This is a genomic window from Phytohabitans sp. LJ34, from assembly GCF_052068095.1.
Lineage (GTDB): Bacteria > Actinomycetota > Actinomycetes > Mycobacteriales > Micromonosporaceae > Phytohabitans.
Map to the genome: position 1 here is coordinate 92,375 of NZ_JBQHDG010000032.1, position 20,121 is coordinate 112,495.

At 69.2% G+C, this 20,121-nt stretch carries 16 protein-coding genes and 2 pseudogenes; 9 read left to right on the forward strand and 9 right to left on the reverse strand.

Annotated elements, in window-relative coordinates; all coding sequences use genetic code 11:
* Nucleotides 1-104: 104 nt before the first annotated feature.
* The 5 genes from ACTMTJ_RS40780 to ACTMTJ_RS40800 all read left to right on the forward strand — a co-directional run bounded on the left by ACTMTJ_RS40780 (nucleotide 105) and on the right by ACTMTJ_RS40800 (nucleotide 6,528).
* Entirely contained in the window at nucleotides 105-1,022 is a 918-nt protein-coding gene (locus tag ACTMTJ_RS40780) for an AraC family transcriptional regulator (RefSeq protein WP_441224123.1), read from the forward strand.
* 138 nt (nucleotides 1,023-1,160) lie between these two features.
* Nucleotides 1,161-3,875 (forward strand): LuxR C-terminal-related transcriptional regulator, encoded by a 2,715-nt coding sequence (locus ACTMTJ_RS40785; protein WP_441224124.1) that lies wholly within the window; start codon nucleotides 1,161-1,163, stop codon nucleotides 3,873-3,875.
* Between the two features lie 171 nt (nucleotides 3,876-4,046).
* Entirely contained in the window at nucleotides 4,047-4,874 is an 828-nt protein-coding gene (locus ACTMTJ_RS40790; RefSeq protein ID WP_441224125.1) for an alpha/beta fold hydrolase, read from the forward strand.
* A 17-nt stretch (nucleotides 4,875-4,891) separates the two neighbouring features.
* Nucleotides 4,892-5,725 carry an alpha/beta fold hydrolase gene (locus ACTMTJ_RS40795; RefSeq protein WP_441224126.1) on the forward strand — a complete coding sequence of 278 codons (834 nt, stop codon included), beginning with the start codon at nucleotides 4,892-4,894 and terminating at the stop codon, nucleotides 5,723-5,725.
* 2 nt (nucleotides 5,726-5,727) lie between these two features.
* On the forward strand, nucleotides 5,728-6,528 hold the full coding sequence (locus ACTMTJ_RS40800) for an alpha/beta hydrolase (RefSeq protein WP_441224127.1): 801 nt from the start codon (nucleotides 5,728-5,730) through the stop codon (nucleotides 6,526-6,528).
* 21 nt (nucleotides 6,529-6,549) lie between these two features.
* On the opposite strand, the gene ACTMTJ_RS40805 is transcribed toward ACTMTJ_RS40800, so the two are convergent.
* Complete coding sequence (locus tag ACTMTJ_RS40805) at nucleotides 6,550-7,848, reverse strand: MFS transporter (RefSeq protein ID WP_441224128.1); 1,299 nt, start codon at nucleotides 7,846-7,848, stop codon at nucleotides 6,550-6,552.
* A 136-nt stretch (nucleotides 7,849-7,984) separates the two neighbouring features.
* A complete protein-coding gene (locus tag ACTMTJ_RS40810; RefSeq protein WP_441224129.1) occupies nucleotides 7,985-10,678 on the reverse strand; it encodes a PQQ-dependent sugar dehydrogenase in 2,694 nt (897 codons plus the stop codon).
* Nucleotides 10,679-11,302: 624 nt separating this feature from the next.
* Here ACTMTJ_RS40810 and ACTMTJ_RS40815 point away from each other — a divergent pair.
* Both ACTMTJ_RS40815 and ACTMTJ_RS40820 read left to right on the forward strand, forming a co-directional pair.
* Nucleotides 11,303-11,425: a hypothetical protein gene (locus tag ACTMTJ_RS40815; protein WP_441224130.1), complete on the forward strand. Its 123-nt coding sequence runs from the start codon at nucleotides 11,303-11,305 to the stop codon at nucleotides 11,423-11,425.
* 45 nt (nucleotides 11,426-11,470) lie between these two features.
* Nucleotides 11,471-11,701, forward strand: a pseudogene (locus tag ACTMTJ_RS40820) (Hsp20/alpha crystallin family protein); the annotation flags it as partial.
* Nucleotides 11,702-11,760: 59 nt separating this feature from the next.
* Here ACTMTJ_RS40820 and ACTMTJ_RS40825 read toward each other — a convergent pair.
* The gene (locus ACTMTJ_RS40825; protein ID WP_441224131.1) at nucleotides 11,761-12,393 is read right to left on the reverse strand and encodes an alpha/beta hydrolase family protein; all 633 of its coding nucleotides are present in this window, start codon (nucleotides 12,391-12,393) and stop codon (nucleotides 11,761-11,763) included.
* A gap of 315 nt (nucleotides 12,394-12,708) precedes the next feature.
* Nucleotides 12,709-12,963, reverse strand: a pseudogene (locus tag ACTMTJ_RS40830) (ferrochelatase); the annotation flags it as partial.
* Between the two features lie 173 nt (nucleotides 12,964-13,136).
* Here ACTMTJ_RS40830 and ACTMTJ_RS40835 point away from each other — a divergent pair.
* A complete protein-coding gene (locus ACTMTJ_RS40835; RefSeq protein ID WP_441224132.1) occupies nucleotides 13,137-13,478 on the forward strand; it encodes a hypothetical protein in 342 nt (113 codons plus the stop codon).
* A gap of 208 nt (nucleotides 13,479-13,686) precedes the next feature.
* Here the strand turns inward: ACTMTJ_RS40835 and ACTMTJ_RS40840 are convergent, their stop codons facing one another.
* Nucleotides 13,687-14,649: a hypothetical protein gene (locus ACTMTJ_RS40840; RefSeq protein WP_441224133.1), complete on the reverse strand. Its 963-nt coding sequence runs from the start codon at nucleotides 14,647-14,649 to the stop codon at nucleotides 13,687-13,689.
* Between the two features lie 69 nt (nucleotides 14,650-14,718).
* Between ACTMTJ_RS40840 and ACTMTJ_RS40845 the strand changes: the two genes are divergently transcribed.
* Nucleotides 14,719-15,150 (forward strand): DUF1398 family protein, encoded by a 432-nt coding sequence (locus tag ACTMTJ_RS40845; RefSeq protein ID WP_441224134.1) that lies wholly within the window; start codon nucleotides 14,719-14,721, stop codon nucleotides 15,148-15,150.
* Between the two features lie 191 nt (nucleotides 15,151-15,341).
* Here ACTMTJ_RS40845 and ACTMTJ_RS40850 read toward each other — a convergent pair whose 3' ends face one another.
* From ACTMTJ_RS40850 to ACTMTJ_RS40865, 4 genes are all read right to left on the reverse strand, one after another.
* The gene (locus ACTMTJ_RS40850) at nucleotides 15,342-16,949 is read right to left on the reverse strand and encodes an MFS transporter (RefSeq protein WP_441224135.1); all 1,608 of its coding nucleotides are present in this window, start codon (nucleotides 16,947-16,949) and stop codon (nucleotides 15,342-15,344) included.
* 792 nt (nucleotides 16,950-17,741) lie between these two features.
* Nucleotides 17,742-18,314, reverse strand: coding sequence for a CbrC family protein (locus ACTMTJ_RS40855; RefSeq protein ID WP_441224136.1), 573 nt, complete (start codon nucleotides 18,312-18,314; stop codon nucleotides 17,742-17,744).
* A 205-nt stretch (nucleotides 18,315-18,519) separates the two neighbouring features.
* Nucleotides 18,520-19,008 (reverse strand): dihydrofolate reductase family protein, encoded by a 489-nt coding sequence (locus tag ACTMTJ_RS40860; RefSeq protein WP_441224137.1) that lies wholly within the window; start codon nucleotides 19,006-19,008, stop codon nucleotides 18,520-18,522.
* 16 nt (nucleotides 19,009-19,024) lie between these two features.
* A complete protein-coding gene (locus tag ACTMTJ_RS40865; protein WP_441224138.1) occupies nucleotides 19,025-19,633 on the reverse strand; it encodes a TetR/AcrR family transcriptional regulator in 609 nt (202 codons plus the stop codon).
* Between the last annotated feature and the right edge of the window lie 488 nt (nucleotides 19,634-20,121).

The following is a 20,121-nucleotide window of genomic DNA, read 5'->3' on the forward strand; positions in this document are numbered from 1 at the left end:
GACGCCGCATACTTCTTGGCATGCCGCCGCGTACAGAAAGGAATGGGGATCCGTGGCCGGCCCCGGTGTCGTACCACGCGTCCAGTGCCGATGAAACGAACGCGATGTTCGACTGGGCCTACTGCCCGCTGACCGTGCGGCCCCGCGGACCGGTGGACGCGTTTTCGTTCGATCTGACGGTGATCCAGCTCGGCCCTTTGACGGTCGGTGACCTGGCGTACGGCGTGGATGTGTCGACCGGCCTGGGATACCTGGACGCCTATCAGCTCAACCTGCCGCTCGTCGGCCACGTGCAGGCCCGGCAGCACGGCACGGAGACCGCCGCCGGCCCTGGATGGGCGACGCTGTTCCGCCCCACGGGGGCGGTCGACCAGCCGTTGATCAGCGGCGGCAGCCACCAGCTCGCCACGAAGATCGACGCGTCGGCGCTCGAAGCCGCGCTGGCTCAGCTGCTCGGACACCCGATTCGGGGGCCACTGCGCATCCCGCTCGGAAACGACTTCAGGACCGGCCCCGGCCGCAGCCTGGTGCGGTTGCTGCGGTTCATCCACGCCGAGTTGGAAAACCGCGACGGCCTCGTCTGTCAGCCGTTGGTCGCCAGCCGGCTGTGGAGTTGCGTGCTCACCGGTGTGCTGCTGGCCACCGACCATCAGTACCGCGCCGAGCTGGCCGGCTCGGTGACGCCGAGCCGGCCGCGGCACGTGAAGCGGGCGATCGACCTCATGGAGGCCGACCCGGGCCGAGCCGTCACCGTGCAGGACCTCGCGCGGACGGTGGGGGTGAGCGTGCGCGCGCTGCAAGAAGGATTCCGCCGGTACGCCGGCATGTCCCCGATGACCTACCTGCGGCGGCTACGGCTCGCCAGAGCGCACGACGACCTGCGCCGCCCGGACACCAACGGCCGGACCGTCACCGAGATCGCACACCGGTGGGGTTTCGTACACATGGGCCGCTTCGCCGCCGCTTACCAAGCCCAATACGGTGAGCTACCCCACCACACCTTGCGCACGGGTGGCGGCTGAACCAACCGCCGGCCGCGTTTGCCACCCACACACCGGTAGGTGTTGACCAAGCCCGAACGGCCCATCGGCCTGGCCGCCTTCTTCCAATAGCCTTCGTGTCATACGTACCCGACACAGCGGGGTACGGCGGGGGTAAGCGTGGACGCACAACGTTTTCTGGTCGGTCGGGCGCCGGAGCAGACGGCCATCGGCGCGTTGCTGGACGGTGCCGCCGAGGGTGGCGCCGCGCTGGTCATCCGCGGCACGCCCGGTGTCGGTAAGTCGGCGCTGCTGGACTGGGCCGCCGTAACGGCCGGCGACAAGCTGCGGGTGTTGCGCACCGTCGGTTCGGTCACCGAGTTCGGCCTGCCGTATGCCGCGCTGCACCAGGTCACGCGTCCGGTCCTCGGCCACCGCAACCGGCTCACCGCACAGTATCGGCGAGCCCTGGATGTCGCCTTCGGTCGGGCGTCGGGTGCGGCGCCGGACCTGTCCACGGTGGCGATGGCGGCGCTGGAGTTGCTGGCGGAGGTCGCGGTCGAGCGACCGGTACTGCTGCTGGCCGACGACGCCCAGTGGATGGACCCGGCCAGTCAGCAGGCGCTGGCCTTCCTCGCGCGCAGGGTCGCGTCCGACCGCATCGTGCTGCTCGCCACGCACCGCGAGAACGAGGCCGGGGCACTCCTCGACGCGGCGGTCCCGGCCATGAGTCTCGCCCCGCTCGACTCGGAATCCGCGGCGGCCCTGCTGGACCGCGTCGCCGGCACACTCGACGCGAGCGCGAGGTCGTTGCTACTGGACGCCGCGCGTGGCAACCCACTCGCGTTGCTGGAGTTGCCCCGTGCGATCGGGATGTACTCCGGCGTCGACACCGACCGCCTGCCGCTGACCGCACGCCTGGAGAGCTCGTTCCTGGCGCGCGTCGACGAGTTCGACGCCGTGACGACGACGATCCTGGAGGTGGCGGCGCTCAGCGACTCCGACGACGTCGCCGAGATCGTCGCCGCCGCCGAGATGCTGTGCGGCCGGGACGACACGCCCTCACTCGACCCGGCGGTGTCGGCCGGGTTGATCGTGGTGGACGGCGCCGCCGTCCGCTTCCGGCACCCGCTCATCCGGTCCGCGATCCTCCAGCGACTCCGACCCGACCGGCGGCGGGCCTGCCACGCCGCACTTGCACACGTCCTGCCCGACCAGCCGGAGCGGTCCGTGTGGCACCGGGCCGCCGCGGCGTTGCGGCCGGACGCCGCGCTGGCGGCCGAGCTCGAGCGGCACGCCGAGCGGGCGATCAAACGCGGCGCGCCGACGAACGCGGTGCGGGCACTGGAACGTGCCGCCCAGCTGTCCGTCGACGGCCGCGACAAGGCGGGCCGCACCTATCACGCGGCCGCCCTCGCGTACGCGGTCGGGCAGCCCGAGCACGGCGAGCGGCTCCGGAGGCGCTACGGGGATCTCGTGGACAGCGAGCACGACGGCCTGCGGTACGAGTGGCTCAACGAGCTGGCCGACGGAGACCGCGGCGGTGACCAGCGCATCACCGCACTCGTCGACCTCGCCGGCCGGGCGAGCACGGTCGGCGACGACACACTGGCGACCGACTTCCTCCGGGCGTCGGCGCTGCGCTGCTGGAACCTCGCTCCCGGCCGACCGGTCGGCAAGCAGGTGATCGGCGCGGCGGACCGGCTGGCGTTTGTCGACGTTTCGACGCGGGTGCAGCTGCTGGCGTACTGCTCGCCCTTCGACAGCGACGCCAGGATCCGCGCGTTGACAGCCCAGGTGCCGGCCGGCGCCCGGGACACCACCACCAGCTACCGGCTCGCGCACGCGGCGGCGTGCGCCGGCGCGTTCGACGTCTCCCAGGGCCTGCTCACCGACGCGGCGGAGCGGCTGCGTTCCGAAGGTCACCTGCACACCCTCGGCAGGACGCTGTCGCTGCTCGCGTGGTCCGCCATGCGCCGCGGAAACTGGTCCTACGCCGTGGCCGCCGCCGAGGAGAGCACCCGGTTGTGCGCGGAGACCCGCCAGCCGTTCTGGGAGGCGTCCTCGCTCGTCGCACACGCTGTGGTGGTGGCGTTCCGCGGCGACTTCGCCTCCGCGGAGGACCTCGTCGCCCGCGCCGACCGCGAGAATCCCCGCCGGTTCGCCACCATCGGCGCCGTGACGCTGATCGCGCGCGCGGCGGTCGCGTCGGGGCAGGGCAACTACGAGCGGGCCTTCGCCTGCCTCGCCCAACTGCACGATCCGGCCGACAGCGCCTACCACCCGGCACACGCCCTGTGGTCCTTGGCGAGCATGGCCGAAGCCGCCGCGGCGTGTGGCGAGGTCGCCGCCGCCCGGTCGCTCATCGCGAGGCTGCCGCCGGAGGTACGCGAGACGACCTCGCCCACGGGCCGTATGAACCTCGGCTTCGCGGCGGCGGTGCTGGCCGCTGACGACGAGTCGGAGCCACGGTTCGCCGAAGCCTTGGCGACCGACATGACGATCTGGCCGTACGAGCGCTACCGCCTGCTCTTCGCGTACGGCAAGTTGTTGCGTCGCCGGCGGCGGGTGCGCGAGTCACGCGACCACCTGCGCAGGGCCCGGGAGGGGTTCGACAGCCTCGGGGCCCGGCCGCTGGCGGAGCGCGTCAGGGCGGAGCTGCGGGCGGCCGGGGAACGCAGCGACTCACCCGTCGCGGACGTCTGGGACACGTTGTCGCCGCAGGAGATACAGATCGCCTCGATGGTCGCGCAGGGGCTGACCAACCGGGACATCGCCAAGAGGCTGTTCATCTCGCACCGGACCGTCGGCAGCCACCTGTACCGGATGTTCCCCAAGCTCGGCATCACTTCGCGTAGCGAGCTTCAGCGGATGGCGGCCGAGCACGACCGCTGATCCGCAGTCATTTGACTCACGACGGGGACGCCGCCGCCGCCGTAACGTTCCCGGCACGGCCGCAACGGAGCACCACGGCCGGCACGGTCAAGGCCACGAAGCCCACCAGTACGTGGGCCGATGCCGCCTGCCCGTGAACCATGCCCCTTCGCCGAAAGGAACCAGCGCCACATGCCTGCCGTCTCCCGCCGTACGGTCCTGGCCGGATCCGCGGCCCTCGTCGCCTCGGGCGTCGTCACCGCGGCGACAGCCGCACCCGCCGGCGCCCACCCGGCGTCCGGGCCGAAGCCCACCGTCGTCCTGGTCCACGGCGCGTTCGCGGACGCCTCCGGCTGGAACGATGTGATCCGGCGGCTCGTCCGCGCCGGGTACCCGGTGCTGGCCCCGGCGAACCCGCTGCGCGGCGTCGACACCGACTCGGCCTACCTGGCCAGCATCCTGCGCCTCGTCCCCGGCCCCATCGTCCTGGTAGGCCACTCCTACGGCGGCGTCGTCATCACCAACGCCGCCACCGGCAACCCGAACGTCAAGGCCCTCGTCTACGTCGCCGCGTTCGCGCCGGACGAGGGTGACACCGTGCTGGACCTTCAGACGAAGTTTCCCGGCAGCAAACTTGGTGAACATGCCATCGAGCGGCGCCCTTACCCACTGCCCGGCGGCGGCACCAGCGTCGACGGCTACGTCAAGCAGGACCTGTTTCGCGACATCTTCGCCGGCGATCTGCCCAGTCCCACCACACAGATCATGGCCGCCACCCAGCGGCCCGGCGACGTGCACACCCTGCAACAGTCGTCTGGACCGCCGGCCTGGAAGCAGATCCGGTCGTGGTACCTGGTCGCCCGCGACGACAACCTCATCCCCGCCGCCGCGCAGCGGTTCATGGCACAGCGCGCCGGCTCCCGCACCGTCGAGGCACGCGCCTCGCACGTCGTCATGATGTCCCAGCCGCGGCTCACCGCCGACCTCATCACGCTCGCCGCCCACACCACCCGCGACTGATACCAGGGGGACTCACCATGCCATTCGTCACCACCTCCGACGGCACCGACATCTTCTTCAAGGACTGGGGTGCCGGCCGCCCCGTCGTGCTCAGCCACGGCTGGCCGCTCAACTCCGACAGCTGGGAGGCCCAGCAGCTGTTCCTGGCGGCCAACGGCTACCGGGCCGTCGCCCACGACCGGCGCGGCCACGGCCGCTCCACCCAGACCTGGCATGGCAACGAGATGGACACCTACGCCGACGACCTCGCCGCCCTGATCGAGCACCTCGACCTGTCCGACGTGACGCTGGTCGGGTTCTCCACCGGCGGAGGCGAGATCACCCGGTACATCGGGCGGCACGGCACCAGCCGCGTCGCGCAGGCCGTCCTCGTCTCCGCCGTGCCGCCGCTGATGGTCCGCCGCGACGACAACCCGCACGGCGTGCCGGTCGAGGTGTTCGACGGCATCCGCGCCGGATCGGCCACCGACCGTTCCCAGCTGTACAAGGACCTCGCCGACGGGCCGTTCTTCGGCAACAACCGGCCGGGCGCGAACGTGTCGCAGGGCATCCGGGACGCGTTCTGGTCGCAGTCGATGGCCGCCGGGCACCGCAACGCCTACGAGTCGATCGCCGCGTTCTCCGCCACCGACTTCCGCGACGACCTCGCCGCCTTCGACGTACCGACCCTCGTCATCCACGGCGACGACGACCAGGTCGTGCCGTTCGAGGTGGGCGGCAAGGCATCCGCCGCCCTGGTCAAGGGCGCCGAGCTGATCGTCTATCCGGGCGCGCCGCACGGCATCACCGACACCCACAAGCAGCAGCTCGGCGACGACCTGCTCGCATTCCTCAACACGCACGGAGCCTGATGATGAGCGAAACGCCCGACACCATCGTCCTGGTCCACGGCTTCTGGGTCACCCCCCGCAGCTGGGAGCACTGGATCACCCACTACGAGAGCAAGGGCTTTCGGGTCCTCGCACCCGGCTACCCCGGCTTCGAGGTCGAGGTCGAGGCCCTCAACGCCAACCCCGACATCATCACCGCACTCACCGTCCCGGCCATCATCGAACACCTCGAAGCGGTCATCCGGCCGCTGTCGAGACCGCCGATCATCATGGGCCACTCCGCCGGAGGCGCCTTCACGCAGATCCTGCTCGACCACGGCTTCGGCGCCTCCGCCGTGGCGCTCAACTCCGCCCCGACCGAGGGCGTCCACGTGGTGCCGTTCTCCCAGGTCAAGTCGACGCTGCCGGTGCTGCGGTCACCGGCGAACCGGCACAAGGCCATCGGCCTGACGCTGGAGGAGTGGAAGTACGCGTTCACCAACACGTTCGGCGACGACGAGGCGAAGGCGCTGTACGAGCGATACCACATCCCGGCCAACGGCGGCATCCTGTGGGGCAGCGTCCTGGCCAACTTCCAGCCCGGCCACCAGGACACCTGGGTCGACTACCGCAACGACGACCGGGCACCGCTGCTGTTCATCTCCGGCAGCGAGGACCACATCATGCCCCCGGCCGTACAAGCCTCCAACGTCAAGCACTACAAGTCGAACACCACCACCGAACACGTTGAGTACGAGGGCTACGCCCACCTGCTGACCGCCCAGAAGGGCTGGGAAGAGATCGCCGACTACGCCCTCGACTGGGCCCTGCGCCACGCGAGATGAGCCGGGCACCGCGCAGTCGCGTCACCCGTCGTGGAGGCTGTGCCGACTTGACGTCTCGGTAAGCGTCCAGGTACAGACGACACTGATGGCCGCCAACAACGCGACCATGGCGCCGACGGCCATTGCGCCGAAGGAATCCGCCAGCACCGGAGCGAGCAGTGGGGGCACGGCACCGCCGATGATGCCACCGAGGTTGAAACCCACTCCCGCTCCGGTGTACCTGTGTCGCGTCGCGAAAAGCTCTGGGAGAAAGGCACCAACCGGCCCGAACGCCAAGCCGTTGAGGGCGAAGGCGCAAGCGAGCCCCAGCCCGAACGCGAGCGGACTGCCGGTGCTGAGCAAGGGGAAGACGCCTATCGACCAGACGAACGCGAGTCCCCCCGTCACGATGATGATGTTGCGCCGACCGTAGCGGTCGGAGAGCCTGCCTCCCAGGAAGACGAAGAGTGCCACTACAGCGGCGGCAACGATCCCGAGCGAGAGAACGACCTGCCGGTCGATCCCCAAGGTCGCGGTGCCGTAGGTCGTCAAGTAGGTAGCGCCTATGTAGAAGAGCGCGAATACGACGCCGGTGAGCCCGCCGCAGAGCAGCACCTCACGCCACTGTTCGCGGACAACACCGGCAAACGGCGATCGGGTCGAAAGCGCCTGCCTGCTCGCGCGGAAGACCGGAGTCTCGTCAATCGTGCCCCGTGCCCACAGGCCCAGCAGTACGAGAACCGCGCTGGCGATGAACGGGACGCGCCAACCGTAGGAGCGGAATGCCTCGTCGCTGTTTCCGATGACGAGGTCGGTCGCCAGGAACGTCGCGCTTGACAGGGCGAAGCCGATCGCGCCGCCCAACTGCGGGAAGACGGCGTAGAAGCCACGGCGGCCCCGCGGGGCGTACTCCGCCGTCAGCAGGTTGGCGCCCGCCCACTCGCCGCCGAGGGCCAGACCCTGGAGAAAGCGCAGGGCTACGAGGGCGACCGGAGCGGCGACGCCGATCGCTGCCGCCGGCGGGAGCAATCCGATCGTGACCGTGGACAAGCCCATCACCAACAGCGTCGCGACAAGCGTGCGTTTGCGGCCCCACCGATCGCCGTAGTGCCCGAAGACGATCGCCCCCAGCGGCCGGGCGACGAAGGCGACGGCGGACGTGGCGAAGGATGCCACGGAACCCGCTACGTCCCCGAGAGCCGGAAAGAAGACGTCGGAGAAGACCAGCGCGGCGGCCGTGCCATAGATGAAGAAGTCGTAGTACTCGATCGTCGTGCCGACAAATCCCGCGATCGCGACTCGTCTCAGCGAACTCCGGTCTGCCTGCCGTGTGCGGCCCATCCGTCACAGTGTGGATCACCGACCCGCACCTATGTGTCGCGGGGAGCGCGGGTTCGTGTCGAGAGCCTCGGTCACCTCTTCCGGCCGTCGACCCGTCGGCCGGAAGAGGTGCGGTCGCGGGATGGCCGCGGGCCGGTCAGGGCAGGATGCCGACGTTCAGCTCGGCCACCGACGCCCATGCGTTGCCGCTGACCTCGCTGAGCGCGCGCAGCCGCACGTACCGGCCGGACTTGGCCGGGAACGTGACCGCTTGCTCGGCCGTGCTATTGGGGAACGTGCCGGTCGCCACCGCCGGGCCCCAGGTGGTGCCGTCCGCCGAGACGTACACCTCGTAGTTGGCGATCCGCCCGCTGGCGCTGCTCTGCCGCGGCAGGTAGTACACCGCGGCCACCGAGCGGCTGGTGCCGAGGTCGAGCTGGATCTCGTGCGGCATCGGCGCCGGCAGCAGCATGCGGCTCATCCAGACGGTGGACGTGTTGCCGTCCAGCACGTTCGTACCCCGGCCGTTGAGCAGCAGCGTCTCCTGGCTGTCCACCGAGCGCACGGTCATCTGCGACTGCGGCAACCGCACCGGCCCGGTGGCGGCGTAGGTGGCCTGGTAGGTCGTGGCCGTCGCCGGAGCGGTGATCAGGTGGGTCTGCGCGCCGGCGTCCGACCAGCTGGCGAACGTGTACGTGGTGCCGCCGAGCGTCTGCGGCGTCACCGCGCTGACCGAGTTGGCCGAGCCCTGGATCACCCGGCGGGTGAACGGTGTGGCCGCCGCGGTGCCGCCGACCGCGATCTGAAGCCCCGGCGGGCTGCTGGTGAACGTCAGGTCGACCGTCTTCGGGTCGAGCCGCACGCTGGTGGTGTGTGTCAGGCCGCCGGCGTCGGTCACGGTAAGCACGAGCTCCAAATAGGACGGATACTCGTGGTCGGGCGCCGGGAACGAGGCGGACGCCACGCCGGCCCACTCCTGCGCGGTGTGTACGTGGCAGTTGTCCACTGTGAAGCAGTGGTGCTGGAGCAGCCGCCAATGCAGGGCGGAGGCCGGCAGCGCGCCCTGCTCCGGGTCGGTGCCGTGGCCGGCGAAGTTGATCGTGTCGTTCACCGCGAAGGTGAGCGTGGGCGCGGGCGCGTCGATCACCGCGGTGGGACGGGCATTGCCCGACTGGATGGTGACCGTCGCGGTGTCGTCGGCGTCGAGCGTGTCGATCACCCGCAGCCGCGCGGTGTACGGCCCGCCCGCCGGGTAGGTGTACGTGGCGGTAGCCGTGGTGGCGTCGACCGTGCCGTCGTTGGTGAAGTCCCACTCGTACCGCAGCAGGCCGGCGTCGGCGGGGTCCGGGTCGGACGAGCCGCGCGCGTCGAAGCTGACGGTGAGCGGTGCGGCGCCGGACGTCGGCGAGGCTTGCAGCACCGCGGTGGGTGGCGTGTTGCCGGCGAAGTACCGGATCCGGCGCACCGTGCCGGCGGCGTCCACATAGTACAGATCGCCGCCCGGACCGATCGCGAGGTCGACCGGGTTGGCCGCGCCCGAGACGAAGACCTGGCGGCTGGCCGGGTCAGGCACGCCGCCCGGGCTGGCCGGCGGCATCACCCAGACGCAGTCACGGGAGTAGTCGGCGAAGAACAGGGCGCCCCGGTACGCGGCCGGATAGCTGCCGCCGCTGGTCGGGTAGAAGGCCACCCCGGACGTGGACGACCCGGTGTTGACCGGGCAGGTCTCGCCGCCGACCACCGCCTGGCCGTGCCGGTACGCGTAGTGCGGCGCGGTCTGCCCCGAGCCGGTGTACAGGTTTTCGCACAGCGAGAGGTTTGCCCCGTCGTAGCCGCTCTGCGTAGCGCCGCCCTCGTAGCACGGCCAGCCGAAGTTGGTCACACCGGCGACCGGGGCGACCACGCGGTTGATCTCTTCCCACGTGCTCCAGCCCACGTCGCCGAGCCAGGCCTCGCCGGTGCCCGGCCGGAACGTGAACCGGAACGGGTTGCGCATGCCCTGCGCGACGATCCGTCGGGCGTTGAGGTCGGCGCTGGCGATGAGCGGGTTGCCGCTGGCGGCCGCGCCGGTCATCGGGTCGAGGCGCAGCAGGGTGCCGTCGAGCCCGGTCGGATCGGCGAGCGTGCGCACGTCTTGCGAGCGCAGCGCGCCGCCCTCGGCGCTCGGCGGCGCCATCGTGCCGCCCGGCGGGTCGGCGCAGGGGTTGGGCGGCGTGCCGAGCTGGCCGTAGTCGACCGCGGAGTAGCTGGCACCGTCGCCGGAGCTGGCGTACAGCGCGCCGTCCTCGCCGAAGCGCAGATCGCCGATGGAGTGGCTCGGGTACTGCTGGCACCAGTCGTGCAGGAACACCTGCTCCGCGCCGGTCATCACGTCACCGGCCGCCTCCAGCCGGGACAGCCGGCCGGTCACCACGCAGCGGCCGCCGTTGGCTCCGCCGACCGAGGTGCAGTTGTCGTTCCACACCGGGGCGGTCTGGCCGGGCGGGGCGTCGTACGTGTACAGCACGTAGACGTACGGCGTGGCGGGGAAGTCGGGGTGCAGCGCCAGGCCCAGCAGGCCCCGGTCGTGCTGGTTGTGCACGTTGGTGCGCAGGTCGGCGAAGACCGTCGCCGTGGTGTCGCCGAGCCCGTCGAAGACCTTGATGATGCCGGCCTTCTCCGCCACGAAGATCCGCCCGTCGGGCGCGAACTCCAAATTCATCGGCTGGTTGAGGCCGCTGATCACGACCTGCTCCTGGAAGCCCGCGGGCACGGCGGCCGCCGCCGGCGTCGCCGCGACAAGCGGGGCAAGCCCGCCTCCCACCAATGCGGCCACGAGCATCGAACCGGCGAATCGGCGAGACAACGACATCCGGCTTCTCCCTGATCGGCTTTGCCCAGAATGGACGGAAGCACGCGCACACCGCGCATCAGAATCGCGACGGCACCGTACGCGACGGACAGACGCTAACGAAGGCGTCTCGTTACGTCAGCCCCACTAAGATCCATCTGAAGTTGCCGATGCTTTGGACGCACCGTCTATAAGGGACATTGCCTCCACCGAACCCTGTTTCGCTCCGAACCGTGCGATCCGGGATCGCGCATTTCGGCGTAGGGCGATTCGGCCACGAAATTGGTTATCCCACTAAATGGCGGCAGCAAGCTCGCATCCGGATCCGCCGCCAATTTCGCATGCGGCCGTCGATACGAGATGTCTTCACATTGGTCGCAGCGCAGCCATTCGTCGAGTTCGCCCCAAGGAGGCTGCCCCGGCACGAGGACCAGACACTGCCACGGAAAGCCACACAAAGCCTTGACGTCGTCTCGCACCTGGAGGTGGCAGGTGGCCGTCGGAGTCTCAGTTCGACGTCGTAAGTCAGCCGCGTCTGCACCTCTCCGAAGACCACCGTGAGGGCGCTCGGTGGCGACGAGATACGACACGCACGCATGATCGCAGGGCGGTACAGCCCGACCAAAACCGTTTATCAAGTTCGTCGTGCGGGCCGGCGCGGCGTGTGGTCGGTACCGCCCGCCGCTGATCCGGCAGATCGGGTGGTCAAGGCTGCGCGCGTACGGCATCGTGTCGTGCACCGGGTACGGGCAGGCCGGTGTCGACTAGCCGGCCGGCCAGGTCTGACACGGCTTGGACGTTCAGACCGGCGGCGTGGCGCTTACCGAAGAACAGGTCCAGGTCGGCAAGTGCCCGCCGCCATCGGTCGTCCAGCCCAGCCACCGTTCGTTCAGCGTCCGATATGGACTCGTCCACTTCGGATCGGGCGTCGACCGCGGCCGCCGGCATACCGGCCAGTTCGAGTACGCGGTCGCACTACCGGGTGACGTGGATCCGGAGAACGTGACGGCGAAGCTGTCCGACGGCGTGCTGAGCGTGCGCGTGGGCAAGTTGAGCTCGATCGGCTCGTCCTGCGCTGCAGCGGGAGCCCTGGATCGCCGAGGTTACGGGTCCATCCGCCAGCTCGCGCCCAGGTCGGTGAACGTGGTGGAGAGGTCCTTGTCGCCCGCGACGACGAGCGCCGGCGTCCGCATCGTGGAGAAGTCTGGGGCGTTCAGGGCGGGGTAGAGCCGGACCACCCGGTCGTGCAGCGCATCGCCGCCCCGGCCGGGCCCGGCCATCAAAACACCCGCCCTGATCCGGCGGTCGACGAGGCTCACCTTCCGGCCGCCCTGGGACGGATCCTCGAACTGCATGCCCAGCAGCAGGGCAGCCGTGTGCCCGCCCAGCGAGTGGCCCACCGCAGCGACCTTGTCCCGGTCCAGGCGCCCGACAAGCTGCGGCACAGCCTTCTCGATCAGGTCGAGCTGGTCCAGGATGAGCGACATGTCCTCGGCCCGCGTCCGCGTGTACAGGGGCGCGTCTGGGTCATCGGCTTCGCGCAGGCCGAGCGCCGTCGCGTCCAGGAAGGTGGGCTGGATGACCACGAAGCCATGCGACGACAGCTCGGCGTCCGGCAACCGTGTCAGGATTCTGTTCCAGAGCGGAAACGGCAGGATGCCTTCGAGGCGCCACGGCAGGCGCGCTCCGAGGCCGACGACGCCGATGGTCCCCTTGGCCGGTCCCAATGTCGGCATAGACAGATGGGTCACCGCGGGAGTCGCGTCTGTGCCTCGTCCAGCGTCTTTCTGCTGGTCACGCGGTAGTTGACTGCACGGGCGAGTTTTGGCGACGCATATCGTGACGTTGGAGATCCCCAGGTCGCGGGTGTAGTCGGACGGTGTGGACTGCCGTCACCGGTCGGCCCGTGGGGAGACGTGAGCCGGCGACTGGAGCTGCGTAACCGACAGCCCCTGCCGCACTCGCCCCGCCGACCACGAGCGGCCTGCCGAGTCGCTCACCCTACGCGGGGCTATCAGCGACAGGAACGCTGCCTCCGTGCCCTCAACGCCCGCGAGGTACCGGTGCCAGTTCCGGTTGCCCCAGTCCATCGGTAGGTCGACGTGGGGGGCGCAGTGCCGCCCGCAGTGCGTGGCGTTGCTTGTTGATGGGGCTACCCTCGCCGAAGTGGTGGTAGTGCTCCGCGAGCGCCGCGAGGCGTTCGAGCGGCACGCCGCGCCCGCGGGTCACATTTCCAGGAACGGCAGCAGGTCGTCCGGCCCCTCTGGGCCGCCGAACGGCTGAAGCAGGATCGCGTCGTACGTCACCCCCCATCGTGCCCCACCCCGGTCGATCCGTACCGGGTGCCCGCGACGCGACCCACCCTGACCAGGGCTGATCGGGGCAATGCAGCCATGATGCCGAAACGATGAACGCATGTTGGCAGCATGGCGTTGCGCCTGGACACCCAGGTCCGGGCCTGCCCCGCGGAGGCTCAGCAATGACCCTGAAGAGAAAGACCACGACAAGGCTCGGGCTAGCCGTGGCGGTCCTGGCCGCCGGCACGGGCACCCTGTTCGCCGTCATGCCCACCGCATCGGCGGCCTCGGGCGTCCTCCCACCGAGCCAGCCGTGCCCGACCAGCCTCTCCTCATGGACGTTCCACACGGGACGGTACAACGAGGAGGCGCACAACCTGACTTTGCAGTCTGAGGTCGGCAGGAGCTGCAACTACATCGCCGCGAGGTATCACATTTTCGGCCAAGGCATTCCGGACCAGGAGTTCCGCAACCGCCCGACGACCATCAGCAAGGGCTTCGTCTACCCGACCGTCCACCTGTGACCGTTGACCCCTCGCGCGCCGCTCGTGATCGCGATTTCGGGTGCAGAACTGCAGTTCCCGGGCCGGAAACTGTATCTTGCGCCTGAAGTCGCGATCACGCGCACGCGTCAGGCGCCGAAGGCGTGGTACCCGCCGTCGACGTGGACGATCTCGCCGGCCTGATTAGCCAGGACGCATCTGACTTTGGCGCTACTGCGTCGAGTTGACCTCAGTGGGTGTGGATGGGTGGGACGGGTTCGCGGGGGGTGTACTTGAGCTGGGCGCCGGTCAGTTGGGTGTCGGTGGTCCAGGCGTTGAAGGCTTTGAGGTAGAGGGTTACGTGTTCGCGGGTTTCCCGGCGGCGTAGCGGCTGTCCGGCCTGTTTGCGGGTGTGGTTGAACATGATCCGGCGGAACAGCAGCCGCGGGTCACCTTTGGTTAGGCCGGTGCCTTCGATGATGCCGTCGAACCAGGGCGTCAGGTCGCGGTGGCTGGCCTGGGTGACCAGGTAGCTTGCGGCCGCGGCCGCGCTTTTGATCATGCCTGTGGCGGTGCCGATCTGTTCCCCGACCGGGACAAAGTCACGCAGCTTGGGATGCTGTTGCAGGGTTTGCACGATCTGGTGGTTGGTTACGCCGGCGTCGCCGCCGGACCAGCCCAGTTCGGGGCGGTTTTCGTACAGCCATACGGTGCGGACCATGGCGGCCAGCACGACGGCTGACTTCTCGCCCTCGATGGCCAACACGTCGGCGGCGTTGCGTCGCTTGCCGGTGTCCAGCACATCGAACGCACCTACCGGCACTTCGGTGAACACCGTCATCTCCACGGGGATATCGGCTTCGATGACGGCGGCCAGCCGGTGCTGCCCGTCCACCAACGCCCCGGTGGTGTCGAACGCGATGCCTTGATGGGTGACCAGCCACTCACCGCGCCGCATCGCCTGCGCGAACTCACGTACCGTCCGCTTCGCCAACGGCCGGTTGGCCGTATTGCGCTCCAAATATTCGGCGGCCTTCTTCGGCGTTACGGTCTGAACCCTGCTACGCACGACACCCTCGCCCCTCCCATACACCCACTGCCAGCCATGACAGCCGCACCATGATGCCAGCCACCTCACCACCCACGCGAACCGCGCGCCGCGGTCGGTGGCGAGGTCCCAGCGGAACCGGACACCCTGCTCGGCAGCCGGCACGCCAGGACGGTGCCACGATCAGCTGCAGACGTCGAACACCACCACGATCAGCTTTACTGAACTGCCGAGATGAGTGCGCGCGATCTTACAGCGAAGCCCCTATATGCCGCCGACATGTTTACGCTTGAGCAGATCACTGACATTCACGATCGCCTAGGCAACAAAGGCACTTTGGGCGGCTATTTGCGCGCGCTGCGGGACATCGGCGTCAAGGCGTATGACTCATATATAACCGACGGGCACTCCGAATATTTCGGTGCGGACGGGCAAATACTGGTCGGCCCGGCGTTCCACGAGACGTTTGCCATCGCCGAAACCTGCGATGGGGACGAGTTTTTGCGGTACATGCAGCAGGCTGAAAAAGGTGGTGTCGGCTACGCAGAAATGTCCAAAGCCTTAGCCGACAATGGCGTCGAGAAGTGGACGTTTGACACGGACAAGTTGACCATCACGTACCTCGACAAAGCCGGCAATGTTTTGCTGCGCGAAAAGGTCGAGTAGGCTATTTGCGCCCAGCCCAGAAGCGTAAGTGGATGGCTCGTCGCGGGGCCGCCGGCCGACTGGCACTCCGCCGGCGACGGCAAGGCCGCAGCATCCGCTTCTGCCGCGATCCGCTCGTCACCGAAGTAGGCTGCGCCGCTACGGGTACGCGGCAAGAGTGCCCGGGCGCACGACGAGCTGTCGAACGGCGGCTACAGATGGTTACGGGTCACGCCGGGCCGGCGCGCTCTGGCGTGCTGGCGCATTCGTCGTCGGCTCCGACCGTTTGACGCCGGCTCGGGTCGCGGCCTGGGGGCATGACAGCTGACGCGCGCGTGTCGCGCGACGACGGGGCAACGCCGACACGTCGTGCGCTCCACGTGTGTTCGTCGTGTGCTGGCCGTCGCGTCACGGCCGGCGTTGTCCGGGCTAGAGACCGGCGCATGAATCTGAGCGGCGGAATCGCGAGTATGCTTACCGCGGCGAGGATCGCCATTGTCCACACCAGAGCTTCGGCGAAGGCGCGGTTGGGCAGCGCGTGTGGCGGGTGGTCGAGCAGGGACAGGTAGACAGAACCGATCGTGGCGATCCCCAGGGCGTTGGCTAGCTGTGTGGTGGTGAGCAGCGTTCCGGACCGCGGCACCGGCGTCCGCGTCGGTGGTGCTGGAGATGACGAGGTCGAAGAGCGGGTTCACCGCGAGACCGTGGCCGATTCCCACGGCCAGCAACGCGACGGCGAGCAGCGGCGGTTGGGCGGTGGGACCGGCGGCGAGGCTGTGCAGCGCGATCGCGGCGTAGCCCATCGCCTGAAGAGCGATCCCGCCCGCGATCAGGGGCAGCCCGAGGCGGGCAAACAGCCGCGGGGCGGCGCGGCTGCCGATGGCGAAGCCGGCGCCGACCGGCATGAGGAGTATGCCGACCCACGTGGGCGTGAGGTGCAGCCCGTCCAGTAGGTGGAAGGAGAGTACGAAGAAGCTGGCGTCGGTCGCGTAGAGCAACGCTACCGCGATCAGTGCCCAGGTGAAGTTTCGGTGCTTGAACAGCCGCGGTGGCAGCAGTGGTGCCCCGCCACGGCGTTCCAGGTGGTTTTCGCGGACGACGAATCCGCCTAGCATGAGCACGCCGGTGGCCAGCAGGGCCAAGAGCTGCGGTGACCAGCCGTGCTCGCCGCCCTGGGTCAGCGAGACCAGTAGGGCCGCCAGGCCGATCGTCGAGGTGACGGCACCGGCAAGGTCGAGGCGCGCCGCGGTGGCGCTGCGGGACTCCGGGACGCCGCGGAGCACGCCCGCGATGGCCAGCAGTCCAAGTGGGACGTTGACCAGAAACACGAGCCGCCATCCCAGCTCTGCTACATCCCACCCCATCAGCAGCCCACCGATGACCGGTCCGGAAACCGCGCCGACGCCGACGACCGTCCCGTACCAGCCGACCGCGGAGGGTCGGGCCTGGTCCGGCAACCACGCCCGGACGATGGACAGAACCTGAGGGACGAAGGCCGCCGCCGCTAAGCCTTGCAGGATTCGGGCCGCGATGAGCAGGTTTGCATCCGGTGCAGCAGCGCAGCCGGCCGACGCGGCGACGAAGAGGAGGAGCCCGGTGAGAAAAAGCCGCCGGCGGCCATACCGGTCGCCGAGCCGGGCGCCGGTGATCAGGCCGACGCCGTACGCGGTTGCGTAACCGGCGACGACGAGCTGTGCCTGTCCAAATGTGGCGTCCAGGTCGGCGCGGATGGCGGGCACGGCGACGGTCACGATCAGCACGTCCAGCACGCCGACGAACGGTCCGAGCAGCAATGCGGCGAATGCCAGGCGCTGCCGCACAACGCCGACATCACCGCGCCGCGTCACGGCCCCCGTTCCCATACCGCCGCGTACCCCGGGCGGGGAACTTTCATGCCGCCCCGCGGCGGCCCGCGCCGTTACCGGTCGGATGTCAGCGACGCCGAAATGGGTCGGGCTGGCCACGTGTTTCCGCAGGTAGTTCGAGAAGGTAGGCGAACGTGTCGGACCGCGATCGGGGCCGGGGGGAGGGGGCTGACCGCGGCGTAGCGTAGTCGCCGCGCCAGGATTGCCGCGCACGCCTCGTGGGCCAACACCGCTGACCGCACCGCGGACGTCCTCCGGGACCAAGGCGTTCCTTGACCGGTTCGAGCGCCAGGTCGACCACGGCGGCGTGCTGTCCGAGGAGATTCGCGCCGCGATGGCGAGGCACACGCGGATGACCTACATGTTCCAACTGGCGGAACGCTCCGCAGCGGCGCGACGACGGAAAGGCAATCGTCGATCCTTGAATGCGTGTCAAGGAGCTCCGAAATCCGTGAGACGCCTCAACATCAATGCAGACCGGCGGGCTGCTGCCGGGCGGGCCACGACCCGCGGCTGGCCCGAGCCTTGGTCGATTACCGCGCCGGCGGCTGTTGCGCCCACCTTCCGGCACAGCATGCCTGGCGCCGCGGCCCTGCTCGCATAGGCCCGCGTCCGCCGGTATGCCTCGAACAGCGTAGGTTGAGCAGCCAGCGACGTGGCCGGCCACCGCCAAGCACGGCCACGTCGCCCCATCAGACTCACTCATTTGCCGATGACAGTGCGTCGGCGTTGTGTGGGCGAGAGGGTCTAGCCGATATCCCAGGAGGCGATGTGAGTTTGACATCGCAGGCACTGAAACAGATATGCGGTGGGCTCACCATCGCGGTCGAGCCGGCGTAGAAACGTTTCGGATTCATCTGCCGCCCAGCCGAGTTGCCGGTGGCTCTCACGGAGCATGTCGAGCGCGTCTGGATACGGTGTGAGGTCACGATAGCCGGCAGGCCCCACAAGGGCCGCACCGTCGCCGCAGTGGTAGAGCCATGACTGCTGCTGCCAGCCGAAGAAGCCTGGGGTTCGGCGGGTGATTTCCTCCACAACGTAGCGCGGCACGTCATCGGGTACGTTGACGGCGTCGCTGAACTCGGCGGGCATGTCCAGGACGTCGCTGCCGTCTATTGCTGTGGCGACGACACTGAGTGCCCGGGAGGCTTCTCCGGATTGAATACAGTGCAGGCACAGGCTATCGGGTTGTTTGCCGTAGATCGGTCCGCGATAGCGCATTTGCCGGGTCTGGCCGCAGACACTGCACTCGTGTTCGACACGCACCGCCGAACCCGTGGCTACGGGATCAGGGTGGTAGCGGAACAACGGCTCGGTCATGGGCTCATGCTGCCAGCAACACGGCCCTTGTCGGCGACGTCTGCGCCGAGGGATCCCATCTGCCGCTCCCCGCACGTGCCGGTGAGCCGCCAGCGCCTCATCCTGAGCGGTGGGCCTGGCGCTTGGTTACGGCCTCTTCTCCGCTTCCGCCAGCTTCTCTGCGGCCCGCTGGCACTCAAGTGATCTCGCGGGGGGCGGCAAGCTTTCAGGCGCCAGCGCGGTAGTGCATCTGGACGGCTGAGCCGGCCAGCTGGCGCACGTCGAGCAGGCGCAGGTCGGCCGGCTGCGGTGCAGCGGGCAGGGCCGGTCCGGCCGGGGTCAGCACCGGTACGACGTTGAGGTAGATGTCGTCGACGAGGCCACGCTCCAGAAAGGAGGCGTTGGCGCCGGCGCCGCCGCCGAGGAGCGCCTCGGCGTGCCCGCGGGCGGCCAGCAGCCGCAGGGCTTCTTCCGGGGATGTGGCCACGCCGCGACCGGGGTTGCGCGACAGGACGACGACGTTGATGCCGGCGAACTCCGCGGGTGAGCCGGTGGCCCGTATGAGTTCGGCGGTGCGCCTGCCGACCACGACGTTGCCGCAGCGGCGAACGTGACCGAGGAAGTCCGTGAGGATCGGCGCTGGGATCTCGCGCTCGCCGCCGGCACGCACGAGGAACCCGTTCGCGGTCAGGGAGGCGTACAGGGTCGTCTGCATACCTTTCACCGTACGCCTAGTTGGAAGAATCCTCCAGTTCGCGGACGGCGCGCCACGCCAGCCCCGGCAACGCGGCCCGGGCCCAGACCAGGTCGCCCGCGCCCGTGGCAAGCCACCGGCGGCTCAGCTCATGGCTCGGACCGAGCAGCACGGTCTCCAGCAGCCCGGGCTCCCAGCCCGGCAGTTCACCGGCCGCCACGAACGTGGCTAGGTGTGCGCTGACCGGCTCTTGCAGCTCCCGCTTCGCCGCCGCGAGCCGTTCGGCATGGCCGGATGCGAGCTCCAAGGCCATCGCCTGGTACATGAACCGGGCCTCGTCCGGGTGCGCGTCGACCCAATTCAGGTGGGACCGGACCAGCGCGTGCACCGCGTCCCGGGCGGTCCGCGCGGTGGTGACATCGGCCGTGAGCTGGGCACAGACCCGGGTGAACGTACGCACGAGCAACGCGGCGACCAGATCCGGCAGGCCGCCGAAGAGGTGATACACACTGGACGGGCTGGCACCAGCCGCCTTGCGGATGTCCTCGATACCGGTCGCCAGCAAGCCCTTGTCCGTGAAGCACCGCAACGCCGCGTCGAGAAGCTCCTCCCGCCTGCGGACGCCATCCTTCCTCGCCGTACCCACCCGGCCAGGCTAACGACTTTGCCGATGAGCGGGCGTTGCCTCGCGGTGGATCGGTGTCTGATTCGAGTCTGGTCAGGCGCGGTTCCCGGCACGGGATTGCTGGAGGCTATGGCGAGCCGGGCTGTTCAGGGTTTGGTCGTCCAGTTTCGCTCGAGTGGATAGTCGACGGTTCGCTGGTACGGAGCGGCCGGCTGCTAACCGTGGCGTCAGCCGGTGCCACGTTGCGGATTTCGCGCTGTTAGCGGCCCGACCGACCGGTGCTGGTTGGTCGGGCGTCGAACCGGTCGGTGTGGCGGGCGCGGGCAAGGTCAGTTGCCCGCGCCCGCTTTCGTTACCGCTGGGCGTAGTACTCGCGGGGGTCTTTGGCGAGGGCTGCCTTCGCGAGGCTGGGCATCTCGTCGGCGATTACCTCCCAGTCGCCGGCCTCCAGGCCGTCGAGTCCGGCTTTCACAATGGCAGCTGGATCGCTCTTCGGGACGTCGAAAGCG

Excerpts from the sequence above, each read along its gene's own strand:
- ACTMTJ_RS40795 (WP_441224126.1), top strand. The coding sequence starts at position 4,892 with ATGCCATTCGTCACCACCTCCGACGGCACCGACATCTTCTTCAAGGAC.
- ACTMTJ_RS40805 (WP_441224128.1), bottom strand. The coding sequence starts at position 7,848 with ATGGGCCGCACACGGCAGGCAGACCGGAGTTCGCTGAGACGAGTCGCG.
- ACTMTJ_RS40790 (WP_441224125.1), top strand. The coding sequence starts at position 4,047 with ATGCCTGCCGTCTCCCGCCGTACGGTCCTGGCCGGATCCGCGGCCCTC.
- ACTMTJ_RS40835 (WP_441224132.1), top strand. The coding sequence starts at position 13,137 with ATGACCCTGAAGAGAAAGACCACGACAAGGCTCGGGCTAGCCGTGGCG.
- ACTMTJ_RS40810 (WP_441224129.1), bottom strand. The coding sequence starts at position 10,678 with ATGTCGTTGTCTCGCCGATTCGCCGGTTCGATGCTCGTGGCCGCATTG.
- ACTMTJ_RS40845 (WP_441224134.1), top strand. The coding sequence starts at position 14,719 with ATGAGTGCGCGCGATCTTACAGCGAAGCCCCTATATGCCGCCGACATG.
- ACTMTJ_RS40800 (WP_441224127.1), top strand. The coding sequence starts at position 5,728 with ATGAGCGAAACGCCCGACACCATCGTCCTGGTCCACGGCTTCTGGGTC.
- ACTMTJ_RS40780 (WP_441224123.1), top strand. The coding sequence starts at position 105 with ATGTTCGACTGGGCCTACTGCCCGCTGACCGTGCGGCCCCGCGGACCG.
- ACTMTJ_RS40860 (WP_441224137.1), bottom strand. The coding sequence starts at position 19,008 with ATGCAGACGACCCTGTACGCCTCCCTGACCGCGAACGGGTTCCTCGTG.
- ACTMTJ_RS40855 (WP_441224136.1), bottom strand. The coding sequence starts at position 18,314 with ATGACCGAGCCGTTGTTCCGCTACCACCCTGATCCCGTAGCCACGGGT.
- ACTMTJ_RS40825 (WP_441224131.1), bottom strand. The coding sequence starts at position 12,393 with ATGCCGACATTGGGACCGGCCAAGGGGACCATCGGCGTCGTCGGCCTC.